The organism is Pseudomonas sp. B21-010, from assembly GCF_024749325.1.
GTDB lineage: Bacteria > Pseudomonadota > Gammaproteobacteria > Pseudomonadales > Pseudomonadaceae > Aquipseudomonas > Aquipseudomonas kilonensis.
Genome location: NZ_CP087198.1, coordinates 1,436,279 through 1,450,737, shown reverse-complemented (window position 1 = coordinate 1,450,737; position 14,459 = coordinate 1,436,279). Strand labels below are relative to the sequence as shown.

Genomic DNA, 14,459 nt, shown 5'->3' with positions numbered 1-14,459 from the left:
TCGCGAGCAAGCTTTGCTCCCACAGCCCCTCGCCACAATGTTCCAACTCGAAGGAATTTTTTCATGACCACACAACGCCCCGCTTCACGCTCCCAACGCCTGAACCAGATCACCCACGAGCCCCACAGCCGGCTCGACGCGCTGGTCAAGGCCCACGCCCCGTTCGAAACCCCGGCCAGCTTCGCCCGTTTCGTCGTCGCCCAGTACCTGTTCCAGTCGGAACTGGTGGCGCTGTACAACGACGCCGAACTGGCCGCCCTGATCCCCGACCTCCCGGCCCGGTGCCGGGCAGAAGCGGCCAAGGCGGACCTGGCCGACCTGGACACCGAAGTCCCTGCGCCAGTGGCCGGCGCGGTGAAAAGCCCGACCCAGGCCGAAGCCCTGGGCTGGCTGTTCGTCTCCGAGGGCTCCAAGCTCGGCGCCGCGTTCTTGATCAAGCGTGCCGTGGGCCTGGGGTTGAGCGAGACCTTCGGCGCCCGGCACCTGGCAGAACCTGCCGGTGGGCGCGCCGAAGGCTGGAAATCCTTCACCCGCACCCTCGACGGCCTGGCCTTCACCGAACAGCAGGAAGCCGAGGCGGACAAAGGCGCGCTGGACGCCTTCAACCGGTTTACGGTGCTGCTGGAACAGGCCTATGCGGCCGAGTTGGCCTGACTCACACCACTCCCACAGGAGATTTAGGGTGGATGCCGATATTCAGTCACCCAGAAACCAGCGTGGGAGCGAGCTTGCTCGCGATAGCGTCAGCACAGCCGACATCAATGCCAACTGACCCACCGCCATCGCGAGCAAGCTCGCTCCCACTGGAATTGTGCATGACTGAAAAACGCTGATGAACCGCCCCTCGAAAATCACCCAACTGCTCTTCGCCCTGCTCGCCTACACCAGCCTGGGCATCGGCCTGATCGCCATCGTCGTACCTGGCTTGCCGACGACCGAGTTCATCCTGTTGGCCGCCTGGGCCGCGACCCGCAGTTCGCCGCGCCTGAACGCCTGGCTGGAGAACCATCGCCTGTTCGGGCCGATGCTGCACAACTGGCGCAACGGCAAGGTCATTCCGCGCCGGGCCAAGGTCGGTGCCACCACCAGCATGCTGCTCTGCGCAGGCTTGATGCTGGTGCTGCTCGACCACGCCTGGCCGGTTTACCTCGCGCTCGCTGGCATGGGTCTGGGCAACCTGTGGATCTGGTCGCGCCCGGAACAGGTGCAGGGCTCTTGCTCCCGTTGGGCCGCAAAACGGCCTCCAACGGATTTTTGATCTATGATCGCCCTCTCGTACTGGAGGGCTTTCGATGTCAGATCTGCTCACGTCCATGCAAACCGCACTCGCCTTGCCCACGACCCCGATCACCTTCACTGGCGATGGCGCGCTGCCCTCGGCCTTCGCCGTCACGGAGCTGGCCAGCGCCAGCATCGCCGTTGCCGGCCAGGCGACCACCAAACTCATCCAGCAACAAACCGCTCGCCTGCCGCCTGTCGAGGTCGACCGACGCCTGGCGTCGTTCTGGTTCTCCACTTCCCTGCGCCCCATCGGCTGGAGCGTGCCGCCGATGTGGGACCCGGTGGCCGGCGACTACGCCAGCGCCGACGGCTGGATTCGCCTGCACACCAACGCACCGCATCATCGCCTTGCTGCGGAAAAAGTCCTCGGCACCTGCACCGACCGCGCTGACATGGCGGCCAGGGTGGCCCGATGGAACAAGGCCGAGCTGGAACAGGCGGTGGTGGACGCCGGCGGTTGCGCCGCCGAGATGCGTTCGTGGCAAGCGTGGCAGGTCCATCCCCAAGGCCAGGCGGTGAACGCCGAGCCGCTGGTGCACCTGAGTGAAACGCCTGGAGAGCAGCGCAAACCCTGGCTCGGCTCCGTGACCCAGCCACTGGCGGGCCTCAAGGTGCTGGACCTGACCCGCGTGCTGGCCGGCCCCGTCGCCAGCCGCTTCCTAGCTGGCCTGGGGGCCGACGTGCTGCGCATCGACCCGCCGACCTGGAACGAACCCGGCGTGGTGCCGGAAGTCACCCTGGGTAAACGCTGCGCCCGCCTCGACTTGCATCGGGCCGAAGATCGCGCGACATTCGAGGCACTGCTCAAGGACACCGACATCCTCCTGCACGGCTACCGTGCCGACGCCCTGGAACGCCTGGGCTGCGGCGCCGAGCAGCGCCGGCAGATAGCCCCGGGCCTGATCGACGTCAGCCTCAATGCCTACGGCTGGAGCGGCCCGTGGCAGAACCGGCGCGGCTTCGACAGCCTGGTGCAGATGAGCAGCGGCATTGCCGAAGCCGGCATGGGCTGGAAACACACCGACAAACCGACACCGCTGCCGGTGCAAGCGCTGGATCACGGCACCGGCTATCTGCTGGCGGCCAGCGCCCTGGTGCTCTTGTCCCGGCGCCTGGCAAGCGGTCACGGCGGCTCGGCACGCATGTCACTGGCACGCACGGCGAAACTGTTGATCGAACGTGGCGCAGGGGACTCGACCCCATTGCGAGCCGAGGCCGTGGATGATCAGGGCCTGGTGGTGGAACAGACGCCGTGGGGACCGGCCCATCGCCTGCAGGTGCCCTTGAAAATCACCGGGACGCCGCTGCAATGGAGCTTGCCAGCGGCGGAACTGGGCGCGCATCGGGCACGGTGGTGACGCTCACTACCGGTTAAAAAAGGCCCTTTGTGGCGAGGGAGCTTGCTCCCGCTGGGCTCTGTAGGAGCTGGCGAAGCCTGCGATCTTTTGATCTTGATCTTTCGCTGGAGATTCAAGTGTCAGGGGAAAGATCGCAGCCTCGTTGCACTCGACAGCTCCTACAGCCGCGCCCCAGCGGGAGCAAGCTCCCTCGCCACAAGAGTCCGCCTCGACAACGTGGTAGCCTCACAACGCCAAAAACCCACTGTACAACCCATACGCCGCGACGCCCGCCCCTGACATCACGCAAGCAAAAATCCCCTTTTCCACATGGGTGAACAAGGGCTGTCCCTGCTCCCGCTTGGCCTGGGCAAACAGGATCACCCCAGGCGCATACAACAGCGCCGACAACAGCAGGTATTTCACGCCTCCGGCATACAGCAGCCACACCGCGTAGCACAGCGCGACGCCACCGATGCACAGGTCTTTCATCCGCCGGGCCGAGCCCTGTTCGTAGGTTTCCCCCCGGGCGCAAAGCAGCACTGCATAGGCCGCCGACCACAGGTACGGCACCAGGATCATCGACGAGGCGAGGTAGATCAGGCTGGTGTAGGTGCCTGCGGAAAACAGAGTGATCAGCAAAAACAGCTGGATCATGCCATTGGTCAGCCACAGCGCGTTGACCGGCGCATGATTGGCATTTTCCTTGGTCAGGAACGCCGGCATGGTCTTGTCCCGGGCGGTGGCGTAGAGGATTTCAGCGCACAACAGCGCCCAGGACAGCAAGGCTCCCAACAGTGAAACCGCCAGCCCCAGGCTGATCAGCAACGCGCCCCAAGGCCCGACAATGTGCTCCAGGACGCCAGCCAGGGACGGGTTCTGCAACTGCGCCAGTTCCGGCTGGCTCATGACCCCCAGGGACAACACATTCACCAGCACCAGCAGCGCCAATACCCCGAGGAACCCGATCACCGTCGCACGCCCTACGTCCGCACGTCGTTCTGCCCGTGCCGAATAGACGCTGGCGCCTTCGATGCCGATGAACACGAACACCGTCACCAGCATCATGTGCCGCACCTGGTCCATCACACTGCCCAGGTCCGGACTCATCGCGCCCCAGATATCGCGGGTGAAAACCTCGGCCTTGAAGGCCACGGCGGCCAAGACGATGAACATCAACAGCGGCACGACCTTGGCCACGGCGGTCACCAGGTTGATGAACGCCGCTTCCTTGATCCCGCGCAACACCAGGAAATGCACCGCCCACAGCAACAACGACGCACAGCCGACGGCCACCGGCGTATTGCCTTGGCCGAACGCCGGGAAGAAGTAGCCCAAGGTACTGAACAGCAGCACGAAGTAACCGACATTGCCCATCCAGGCGCTGATCCAGTAGCCCCAGGCAGACGAGAAGCCCATGTAGTCGCCGAACCCGGCCTTGGCATAGGCGTACACGCCCGAGTCCAATTCCGGCTTGCGATTGGCCAGGGTCTGGAACACGAAGGCCAGGGTCAGCATGCCGACGGCGGTAATCGACCAGCCGATCAGCACCGCACCGACATCGGCCCGAGCCGCCATGTTTTGCGGCAGGGAAAAGATCCCGCCGCCGATCATTGACCCCACCACCAGTGCGATCAGTGCGCCCAGTGGCAACTTTTCAATCGGCTGCGGCATTTTTTCTCACTATTAAATTAAGTAAATAAAGCGACATAACGTTTTTGAATAACGTCATCCACACAAAGTCCAAAGGCTTATGACTCGGCCATTCTCCAAGGCCCTAATTAAAAAGACCATGACACCCCATTATTATTGTCACGAACGCAGTCTACAAAATAGTTGCGACTCAGTGGCAATCAACTAGCGTGAATATTCCTGCGGCAAGAAAACCTTCACAAACCCTTTGCCAAAGGCCCTGAAACGGGCCTTTCGAGCAACTTCAAGACGCCAACGGACGGTGTTAACTCCTTCATTAACAATGGAATGTTGTCATGCACTGATCCAGATCAGATATTCAATTTTCAAATCGACTTAGTCTGTTGACTCTCTTCTCCTGCACTGGAGTCTCGCAAATGTCTGATACGCCCGGAAAACTTCGATTGGGTGCGCTGGTTGCACTGGTGGTCGGCTCAATGATCGGCGGGGGAATCTTTTCCTTGCCACAAAACATGGCGGCCAGTGCCGATGTCGGTGCCGTGCTGATCGGCTGGGCCATCACCGCCGTCGGCATGCTGACCCTGGCCTTCGTGTTCCAGACCCTGGCCAACCGCAAACCCGACCTGGATGGCGGGGTGTATGCCTACGCCAAGGCCGGGTTCGGCGACTACATGGGGTTCTCATCCGCGTGGGGTTACTGGATCAGCGCCTGGCTGGGCAACGTCGGCTACTTCGTGTTGTTGTTCAGCACCTTGGGCTACTTCTTCCCGGTGTTTGGTGAAGGTAATACCGTCGCAGCGGTGATCGGCTCATCGGTGCTGCTGTGGGCCGTGCACTTCCTGGTATTGCGAGGCATCAAGGAAGCAGCATTCATCAACCTGGTGACGACCATCGCCAAGGTCGTACCGCTGGTATTGTTTGTGCTGATCGCCGTATTCGCGTTCAAGCTCGATATTTTCACCGCTGATATCTGGGGCCTGAAAAATCCGGACCTGGGCAGCGTGATGACCCAAGTGCGGCACATGATGCTGGTCACCGTGTGGGTGTTCATCGGCATCGAGGGCGCAAGTATTTTTTCCGCCCGCGCCGAGAAGCGCACCGACGTGGGCAAGGCCACCGTCATCGGCTTCATCACCGTGCTGCTGTTCCTGGTACTGGTGAACGTGCTGTCCCTGGGCATCATGACCCAGCCTGAACTGGCGAAGTTGCAGAACCCGTCCATGGCCGCCGTGCTGGAGCATGTCGTGGGGCACTGGGGCGCGGTGCTGATCAGCGTCGGCCTGATCATCTCGCTGCTCGGCGCCCTGCTGTCCTGGGTATTGCTGTGCGCCGAGATCATGTTCGCCGCCGCCAAAGACCACACCATGCCCGAATTCCTGCGCCGGGAGAATGCCAACCACGTACCGGCCAACGCCCTGTGGCTGACCAACGCGATGGTCCAGGTGTTTCTGGTCATCACCCTGTTCTCGGCCAGCACCTACCTGTCACTGATCTACCTCGCCACCTCAATGATCCTGGTGCCGTACCTGTGGTCGGCGGCCTACGCCGTGCTGCTGGCGGTGCGCGGCGAGACCTACGAAGGCTTCGCGGCCGAGCGGCGCAAGGACTTGGCCATCGGCGCCATCGCCCTGATCTATGCGGTATGGCTGCTGTATGCCGGCGGGATCAAGTACCTGCTGCTCTCCGCCCTGCTCTATGCCCCCGGCGCGATCCTGTTCGCCAAGGCCAAGCGCGAGCTGGGCAAACCGATTTTCACCGCTGTCGAGAAGCTGATTTTCGCCGCAGTGATCGCAGGCGCCCTGGTGGCGGCCTACGGGCTCTACGACGGCTTCCTGACCTTGTAGTTGGCTGATTGTTCTAACTGGAGGATTTGTAATGACCACGGAAAAAGTGAAATACGGCGTGCACTCCGAAGCCGGCAAATTACGTAAAGTCATGGTGTGTTCCCCAGGCCTGGCCCACCAGCGGCTGACCCCGAACAACTGCGACGAGCTGCTGTTCGACGATGTGATCTGGGTCAACCAGGCCAAGCGCGACCATTTCGATTTCGTCACCAAGATGCGCGAGCGCGACATCGACGTACTGGAAATGCACAACCTGCTGACCGACATCGTCGCTATCCCCGAAGCCCTGGACTGGATCCTGCAACGCAAGATCACCGCCAACTCGGTGGGCCTGGGCCTGGTAAATGAAGTCGGTTCGTGGCTGCGCAGCCTGGAGCCGCGCCATATCGCCGAATTCCTGATCGGCGGCGTCTCGGCCGATGACCTGCCGGACAGCTTCGGTGGCAAGACCATCCAGATGTTCCGCGACTTCCTCGGGCATTCCAGTTTCATCCTGCCGCCGCTGCCCAACACCCAGTTCACCCGCGACACCACCTGCTGGATCTACGGCGGCGTGACCCTGAACCCGATGTATTGGCCGGCGCGCCGCCAGGAAACCCTGCTGGCCAGCGCCATCTACAAATTCCACCCCGAGTTCACCCAGGCTGACTTCCAGGTCTGGTACGGCGACCCGGACCAGGATCACGGCAGCGCCACCCTCGAAGGCGGCGACGTGATGCCCATTGGCAACGGCGTGGTGCTGATCGGCATGGGCGAACGCTCGTCCCGCCAGGCCATCGGCCAACTGGCGCTGAACCTGTTCAAGAACAAGGCCGTGGAGCGGGTGATCGTCGCCGGCTTGCCGAAATCCCGCGCGGCCATGCACCTGGACACCGTGTTCAGCTTCTGCGACCGCGACCTGGTCACGATTTTCCCGGAAGTGGTGAGCCAGATCGTCGCCTTCTCCCTGCGCCCTGACGAGAGCAAACCCGGCGGCATCGACGTGCGCCGCGAGGACAGCAGCTTCCTCGACACCGTGGCCGCGGCCCTCAAGCTGCCGGCACTGCGGGTGGTGGAAACCGGCGGCAACAGCTTCGCCGCCGAACGCGAACAATGGGACGACGGTAACAACGTGGTGGCCGTGGAGCCGGGCGTGGTGATCGGCTACGACCGCAACACCTACACCAACACCCTGCTGCGCAAGGCCGGTGTGGAAGTCATCACCATCAGTGCCAGCGAACTGGGCCGGGGCCGTGGCGGTGGTCACTGCATGACCTGCCCGATCATCCGTGACCCGATCGATTACTAACCTTTGAGCCTGGGCCGGCACCGCTCTGCATCCCACGGCAGAGACCGGCCCCGGGGATAACCTACACCTGAGGAGATCCACATCATGGCGTTCAACATGCGCAACCGCAGCCTGCTGAGTCTGATGCACCACACCAACCGCGAGCTGCACTTTTTGCTGGACCTGTCCCGCGACCTCAAGCGTGCCAAGTACACCGGCACCGAACAGCAGCACCTCAAGGGCAAGAACATCGCGCTGATCTTCGAGAAGACCTCGACCCGCACCCGCTGCGCCTTCGAAGTCGCGGCCCATGACCAGGGCGCCCACGTCACCTACATCGACCCGGTGTCGTCGCAGATCGGGCACAAGGAAAGCATGAAAGACACCGCCCGGGTCCTGGGGCGGATGTTCGACGCCATCGAATACCGAGGCTTCGAACAGGAGATCGTCGAGGAACTGGCCAAGTTCGCCGGGGTGCCGGTGTTCAACGGCCTGACCGCCGAATTCCACCCCACCCAAATGATCGCCGACACCCTGACCATGCGCGAACACAGCGACAAGCCGCTGCATGACATCAGCTATGCCTACCTGGGCGATGCCCGCTACAACATGGGCAATTCGCTGTTGATGATCGGCGCCAAACTGGGCATGGACGTGCGCATCGGCGCGCCGAAAGCCTTGTGGCCGCATCAGGACTTCATCGACCAGTGCCAGGCCTTCGCCGCCGAAAGTGGCGCACGCCTCACCATCACCGAAGACCCTAAGGAAGCCGTCAAGGGCGTGGACTTCATCCACACCGACATCTGGGTGTCCATGGGCGAGCCAGTGGAAGCCTGGGATGAACGCATCGAGCAATTGCTGCCCTACCAGGTCAATGCGCAGATGATGAAAGCCTCGGGCAACCCGCGGGTGAAGTTCATGCACTGCCTGCCGGCGTTCCATAACAGCGAAACCAAGGTCGGCAAGGACATCGCCGCCCGTTATCCGAACCTGGCCAATGGCGTGGAAGTGACCGAGGACGTGTTCGAATCGCCGGCCAACATCGCCTTCGAGCAAGCGGAAAACCGCATGCACACCATCAAGGCGATCCTGGTGTCGGCGTTGGCGGATATCTGAGCAACAGACACATTTCCCCTGTGGGAGCGAGCTTGCTCGCGATGGCGAAGGAACAGGCAACATTGATGTCGACTGACACACCGCCATCGCGAGCAAGCTCGCTCCCACAGGGGGAACAGCATTGTTCGTTCCATTTTTGAAAGGACAGCACCATGCGTATCGTCGTTGCCCTGGGCGGTAACGCCCTCCTGCGTCGGGGTGAACCCATGACCGCAGACAATCAACGCATCAACATCCGCACCGCGACCGAACAGATCGCGAAAATCCACCCTGGCAACCAACTGGTCATCGCCCACGGCAACGGCCCGCAGGTCGGCCTGCTGTCGTTGCAGGCGGCGGCCTACACCTCGGTCGCGCCGTATCCGCTGGACGTGCTCGGCGCCGAAACCGAAGGCATGATCGGCTACATCATCGAACAGGAACTGGGCAATCTGCTGGACTTCGAAGTCCCCTTCGCCACGCTGCTGACCCAGGTTGAAGTGGACGGCAACGACCCGGCCTTCCAAAAACCCACCAAGCCCATCGGCCCGGTCTACAGCCAGGAAGAGGCGCAAAAACTGGCTGCCGAAAAAGGCTGGGCCATCGCCCCCGACGGCGACAAGTTCCGTCGCGTGGTCGCAAGCCCCAGGCCCAAGCGCATCTTTGAAATCCGCCCGATCAAATGGCTGCTGGAAAAGGGCAGCATCGTGATCTGTGCCGGCGGTGGCGGCATCCCGACGATGTACGACGCCGACGGCAAGCTGCAAGGCGTGGAAGCAGTAATCGACAAGGACCTGTGCTCGGCGCTGCTGGCCGAACAGCTGGAAAGCGATCTGCTGGTGATCGCCACCGACGTCAACGCCGCGTTCGTCGACTTCGGCAAGCCGACCCAGAAAGCCATCGCCCAGGCCCACCCCGACGACATGGAAAAGCTCGGCTTCGCCGCCGGCTCCATGGGGCCGAAGGTGCAGGCGGCCTGCGAATTCGCGCGCAACACTGGCAAGGTCGCGGTGATCGGGTCGCTGTCGGACATCGATGCTATCGTCCAGGGCACTGCCGGTACGCGCATCAGCACAGCGACACCTGGCATCGCTTATCGATAACAGGAAACTTGCGGGGCGGATCCAGGGTCTGCCCTACTCCCCATGCCTTCGAAGGAGAGTTGCTTATGGCCATGTTCGAACCCGGACACCTGCACATGGAGCGCCATGCGCTGAACAAGGACGATTTCAGCTACAACCTGTGCATCGACTACAAGGTCGACCAGGACGGCAAGGAAGGCACGGGCATGTCGTTCCGGGTGCATGGCAGCGTCGAAGACAAGTCACTGGACGAGACATTCTTCCTGGCCAAGGACCAGGCCTTCGATTTCGCCCGCCACGCCACGCGCATCGCCCAGAAGTATGGCTTGCCCAAGACCGCGAGCATCGGCTCGATGCACAAGTACTACGACGAAATGTTCGAAGACGTGCGCAAGCAACTGGACGTCAAGCCGGGCGACCCGATGAAGCCAGAACACCTGGCGTAACTGACTGGGAAACACTGCCAGTTCCTGACATACAGCGAACCTGTGGCGAGGGAGCTTGCTCCCGCTCGGTTGCGCAGCGACCGCAACATTTTTGGGCCGCTGCGCAGCCCAGCGGGAGCAAGCTCCCTCGCCACAATGAAGCAGGGCTTCAGCCCTTGGGAGGCTGGGTCCTACTGGGGAATATCAGTGTTCTGAATATCGGGTTACACACAAAGCCTGCCCGGCTGGCAACTCGCCACGGCTGACCTATTCTGAAAGTAGTACCCCCGGGTATTCGTTCAGAGGTCACCGCCATGAACATTAAAACAAGAAGACGCCTCGCCATTTTTGTCACCTGCGCCGCCACGCTCGCGCTATACGGCACTGCGGCCTACCGGGTCGAGCAGGCCAGGCAACTGCCCCGTGAATACGCCAGTTGCAACTTCGAACGGTGCATCCCCCACAGCGCAACCCTGAACGCCCTGCGCTGAGGCGTGGTCAGTCGTCCTGTTGATCGGTCTTGAGCCGGTCCCGGAACGCCTTGGGCGAGATGCCCACGCGCCGGCGGAACAGCCGGGTGAAGTTGGTCGGGTCGGAAAACCCGAGCATTTCGGAAATCTCGTAGATGGTCATGCCGGTGTAGGTCAGCAGGCGCTTGGCTTCCAGCAACTGGCGCTCATGCATGATCTGCAACGCCGGTTGCCCCGCCAGCTCCCGGCAGGTGCCGTTGAGGTGCGACACGGAAATGCCCAGGCGGTGGGCCAGGTCTTCGACCTTGACGTGCTCGCGATAGGTTTCTTCCACCAACTGAATGAAGCCGTTGAGGTATTCCCGGGCCCGTTGCGGGCGCTGGGCCTGGGTGTGTCGCTGCATCACCTGGCGGCTGACCCAGACCATGATCACGCTGACCAGCGCGTGCATCAGCATTTCCCGCGCCGGTTGATGCCCCACGTACTCATTCTGCAAGGCGCTGAACAGGCTGTTGAGGTACTCGGCATTCTCAAGGGTGGGGTAGCTTTCGGCCTGGGCCAGGACGTTGACCGAATGCCCCAGTTGCGCTTGCAGGTGCGTGACCAGCGGTGCCGCCAGGGTCACCACGTAACCTTCCACATCTTCGGAAAAACGAAAGCCATGGACCGACAGCGGCGGCAGGATCTGCACGGCCGGCTCGGTGAGTAGCGTGCGCCGGCCCTCGATTTCCAGTTCCGCCTGGCCCTTGAAGACAAACAACAACTGGCACAGATCGGCATGCCGATGAGGCTTGATTTCCCATTGATGCTCGCGGCTGCGCTTGGAGATGGTCTCGCAGTGCAACAAGTCCGGCGTCGGCCATTCCTGGCTCTCGCCATAGAGCTTGAACACCGGGATCGGAGGCAGGTCAGGTTTTTTCATAACGTGGATCCGGGCCTGGGGTTGCGGGCGATAATCGCACCAATTGGCGAAAAGAACAGGTATCGGCTCAGTTTTCCCCTTCAACTGACAGCTCCGCAAGCGAAAAATGTAGGCACTCGATTTCTAATAATCAACACCGACCCTGGTCGCGTGCTTCGTGCGAGTCATAACAACAATGAAAACCCTCAAGACCCAAGTCGCTATTATCGGTGCCGGCCCCTCTGGCCTGCTGCTCGGCCAGTTGCTGCACAACGCCGGGATCGACACTGTCATCCTCGAACGCCAGACCCCGGAATACGTCCTGAGCCGCATCCGCGCCGGTGTGCTGGAGCAAGGCATGGTTGAACTACTGCGTCAGGCCGGCGTTGGCCAGCGCATGGACGCCGAAGGCCTGCCCCATGATGGTTTTGAACTGGTGCTCAACGATCGACGGGTGCACATCGACCTCAAGGGCTTGACCGGTGGTAAAAATGTCATGGTCTACGGCCAGACCGAAGTGACCCGTGACTTGATGGCCGCCCGCGAAGCCGCCGGCGCCCGGACCCTGTACCTGGCCAGCAACGCCCAACCCCACGACATGCAAACCGAAACCCCTTTCGTGACCTTCGAGCATGAAGGGGAAACCTGGCGCCTGGACTGCGACTACATTGCCGGTTGCGACGGTTTCCACGGCGTGGCGCGACAGTCCATTCCTGCGGAAAAACTCAAGGTCTTCGAACGCGTCTACCCGTTTGGCTGGCTCGGCGTACTGGCCGACACCCCGCCGGTCCACGAAGAACTGGTCTACGCTCGCCACGCGCGCGGTTTTGCCTTGTGCAGCATGCGCTCCAAGACCCGTACCCGTTATTACCTGCAAGTGCCCGCCGAGGAACAAGTGGCCGACTGGCCGGACGAGCGTTTCTGGGATGAGCTGAAAAACCGCCTGCCCGCCGACCTGGCCGCAGCCCTGGTGACCGGCCCGTCCATCGAGAAAAGCATCGCCCCGCTGCGCAGCTTCGTGGTCGAGCCGATGCAGTATGGGCGGATGTTCCTGGTGGGCGATGCGGCCCACATCGTCCCGCCCACCGGCGCCAAGGGGCTGAACCTGGCGGCCAGCGATGTCAGCACGCTGTTCAACATCCTGCTCAAGGTCTATCGCGACGGCCGTGTGGATCTGCTGGAGAAGTATTCGGCCATCTGCCTGCGGCGCGTCTGGAAAGCCGAACGGTTCTCCTGGTGGATGACCTCGATGCTGCACCGCTTCGACGACGACGCCTTCAACCAGCGTATCAGCGAAGCCGAGCTGGAATATTTCGTCGACTCCGAGGCCGGTCGCAAGACCATCGCGGAAAATTACGTCGGACTTCCTTACGAGGCTATCGAATAGTCGCCTATCGACTTAAACTGCGGGTTTCGTCCATTTTGCCTCTCCGGCGCGATGCCCGCAGGTTCTGCCTTGACTCAGTTCAATACGCTCCACGCCCCAAAACCGGCCATCCGTAGCGTGCTGGCAGCCCTGATGCTGGCGATTTTCCTGGGTGCGCTGGACCAGACCATCGTCGCCGTCTCGATGCCGGCCATTTCCGCACAATTCGCCGACGTCAGCCTGCTGGCCTGGGTGATTGCCGGCTACATGGTCGCGATGACCGTGGCGGTGCCGATCTACGGCAAGCTTGGTGACCTCTACGGTCGCCGGCCGCTGATGCTGTTCGGCATGGGCCTGTTCACCCTGGCCTCGCTGTTCTGCGGCCTGGCCCAAAACATGGAGCAACTGGTGCTGGCGCGGATTTTCCAGGGCATCGGCGCCGGCGGGATGATTTCGGTGAGCCAGGCGATCATCGGCGACATCATCGCGCCCCGCGAACGCGGTCGCTACCAGGGCTACTTCAGCAGCATGTACGCGGTGGCCAGCGTGGCGGGGCCGGTGCTCGGCGGCTACATGACCGAGTACCTGTCGTGGCGCTGGGTGTTCTGGATCAACCTGCCGCTGGGCCTGGTGGCCTGGTGGGTCGCCCGACGCAGCCTGGTCGGGCTGCCGGTGCCGCAACGCACGCCGATCATCGATTACCTGGGCACCGTGTTGCTGATCATCGGCCTGACGGCGCTGCTGCTGGGGATCACCCAGGTCGGCCAGGGTCATGCCTGGCACAGCCGTGAAGTGCTGGGGTTGCTGGGTTGCGCAGGAGCAGCGCTGGGGGTGTTCGCCTGGCACGAGCGCCGGGCGCGGGAGCCGTTGTTGCCGATGCACCTGTTCGCCAACCGCGATGCGGTGCTGTGTTGGTGCACGGTGTTCTTCACCAGCTTCCAGGCGATTTCCCTGACAGTGCTGGTGCCGTTGCGCTTCCAGAGCGTGACCGGCGCCGGTGCCGACAGTGCGGCGTTGCACTTGTTGCCGCTGGCGATAGGGCTGCCGATCGGCGCGTATTTCGCCGGACGCCGGACCTCGGTCACGGGGCGCTACAAGCCGATGATCCTGAGCGGCGCCCTGCTCTTCCCGTTCGCTATCCTCGGCATGGCTTTCACCCCGCCCGCCGCGCTCTGGCTGAGCAGCCTGTTCATGCTGCTCAGCGGCATCGCCTCCGGCATGCAGTTTCCCACTTCGCTGGTGGGTGCGCAGAACGCCGTACACCAACAGGACATCGGCGTCGCCACCAGCACCACCAACCTGTTCCGCTCCCTTGGCGGCGCGGTGGGCGTGGCACTGATGTCAGCGTTGCTGCTGGCCTTGCTGCAAGATTCAAGCTTCGCCCAGCTCGCCAGCTCGTCGCTGATCGGTGAAGGGCATTCCGGCAGCGTCTTGCTGGACGGCCTGAACGCCGCCCCGGGCGAGGCGCAGAACGCCTTGCGCCAGGAACTGCAGGCGACGTTCCGGCATTTGCTGATGATCAGCGCAGCAGTGTCGTTGCTGGGACTGGCGGCCGCGGTGGCGATGCCCAATCGCCTGTTGCGTGGGCGAGATGACAAGGCTGGATAACCTGTAACACACGGCCTTTGTGGCGAGGGAGCTTGCTCCCGCTGGGGTGCGAAGCGGCCCCAAAAATGTTGCGGTCGCTGCGCAACCGAGCGGGAGCAAGCTCCCTCGCCACAAAAGCATCATTGCCACA

Annotated in this window: 13 protein-coding genes; 11 read left to right on the top strand and 2 right to left on the bottom strand. The window is 62.4% G+C overall.

The genetic code is table 11. From position 1 onward, the window contains the following. Window positions 1–63: 63 nt before the first annotated feature. From LOY50_RS06365 to LOY50_RS06355, 3 genes are all read left to right on the top strand, one after another. Entirely contained in the window at window positions 64–654 is a 591-nt protein-coding gene (locus LOY50_RS06365) for a biliverdin-producing heme oxygenase (RefSeq protein WP_258690491.1), read from the top strand. Between the two features lie 178 nt (window positions 655–832). Further along, window positions 833–1,258 (top strand): YbaN family protein, encoded by a 426-nt coding sequence (locus tag LOY50_RS06360; protein ID WP_258690490.1) that lies wholly within the window; start codon window positions 833–835, stop codon window positions 1,256–1,258. Window positions 1,259–1,292: 34 nt separating this feature from the next. Then, window positions 1,293–2,639: a CoA transferase gene (locus LOY50_RS06355; RefSeq protein WP_258690489.1), complete on the top strand. Its 1,347-nt coding sequence runs from the start codon at window positions 1,293–1,295 to the stop codon at window positions 2,637–2,639. Window positions 2,640–2,864: 225 nt separating this feature from the next. On the opposite strand, the gene arcD (LOY50_RS06350) is transcribed toward LOY50_RS06355, so the two are convergent. After that, a complete protein-coding gene (gene arcD / locus LOY50_RS06350; protein ID WP_258690488.1) occupies window positions 2,865–4,292 on the bottom strand; it encodes an arginine-ornithine antiporter in 1,428 nt (475 codons plus the stop codon). 395 nt (window positions 4,293–4,687) lie between these two features. On the opposite strand from arcD (LOY50_RS06350), the gene arcD (LOY50_RS06345) reads away from it, so the two are divergent. From arcD (LOY50_RS06345) to LOY50_RS06320, 6 genes are all read left to right on the top strand, one after another. Continuing rightward, window positions 4,688–6,115: an arginine-ornithine antiporter gene (arcD, locus tag LOY50_RS06345; RefSeq protein ID WP_253472048.1), complete on the top strand. Its 1,428-nt coding sequence runs from the start codon at window positions 4,688–4,690 to the stop codon at window positions 6,113–6,115. A 31-nt stretch (window positions 6,116–6,146) separates the two neighbouring features. After that, a complete protein-coding gene (arcA, locus tag LOY50_RS06340) occupies window positions 6,147–7,403 on the top strand; it encodes an arginine deiminase (RefSeq protein WP_214511630.1) in 1,257 nt (418 codons plus the stop codon). An 84-nt stretch (window positions 7,404–7,487) separates the two neighbouring features. Next, window positions 7,488–8,498 carry an ornithine carbamoyltransferase gene (locus LOY50_RS06335; RefSeq protein ID WP_258690487.1) on the top strand — a complete coding sequence of 337 codons (1,011 nt, stop codon included), beginning with the start codon at window positions 7,488–7,490 and terminating at the stop codon, window positions 8,496–8,498. 152 nt (window positions 8,499–8,650) lie between these two features. Beyond that, complete coding sequence (gene arcC, locus LOY50_RS06330; RefSeq protein ID WP_258690486.1) at window positions 8,651–9,580, top strand: carbamate kinase; 930 nt, start codon at window positions 8,651–8,653, stop codon at window positions 9,578–9,580. Between the two features lie 65 nt (window positions 9,581–9,645). Then, on the top strand, window positions 9,646–10,005 hold the full coding sequence (locus LOY50_RS06325; protein WP_253472044.1) for a DUF5064 family protein: 360 nt from the start codon (window positions 9,646–9,648) through the stop codon (window positions 10,003–10,005). A 293-nt stretch (window positions 10,006–10,298) separates the two neighbouring features. Next, window positions 10,299–10,475, top strand: a complete 177-nt coding sequence (locus tag LOY50_RS06320) for a hypothetical protein (protein ID WP_162843733.1) — start codon at window positions 10,299–10,301, stop codon at window positions 10,473–10,475. Window positions 10,476–10,482: 7 nt separating this feature from the next. Here the strand turns inward: LOY50_RS06320 and LOY50_RS06315 are convergent, their stop codons facing one another. Then, entirely contained in the window at window positions 10,483–11,376 is an 894-nt protein-coding gene (locus LOY50_RS06315) for a helix-turn-helix domain-containing protein (protein WP_258690485.1), read from the bottom strand. A gap of 175 nt (window positions 11,377–11,551) precedes the next feature. Here LOY50_RS06315 and pobA point away from each other — a divergent pair, with 175 nt between their 5' ends. After that, entirely contained in the window at window positions 11,552–12,742 is a 1,191-nt protein-coding gene (gene pobA, locus LOY50_RS06310; protein ID WP_258690484.1) for a 4-hydroxybenzoate 3-monooxygenase, read from the top strand. A gap of 51 nt (window positions 12,743–12,793) precedes the next feature. Beyond that, complete coding sequence (locus tag LOY50_RS06305) at window positions 12,794–14,329, top strand: MDR family MFS transporter (RefSeq protein WP_253472038.1); 1,536 nt, start codon at window positions 12,794–12,796, stop codon at window positions 14,327–14,329. Window positions 14,330–14,459 lie beyond the last annotated feature (130 nt).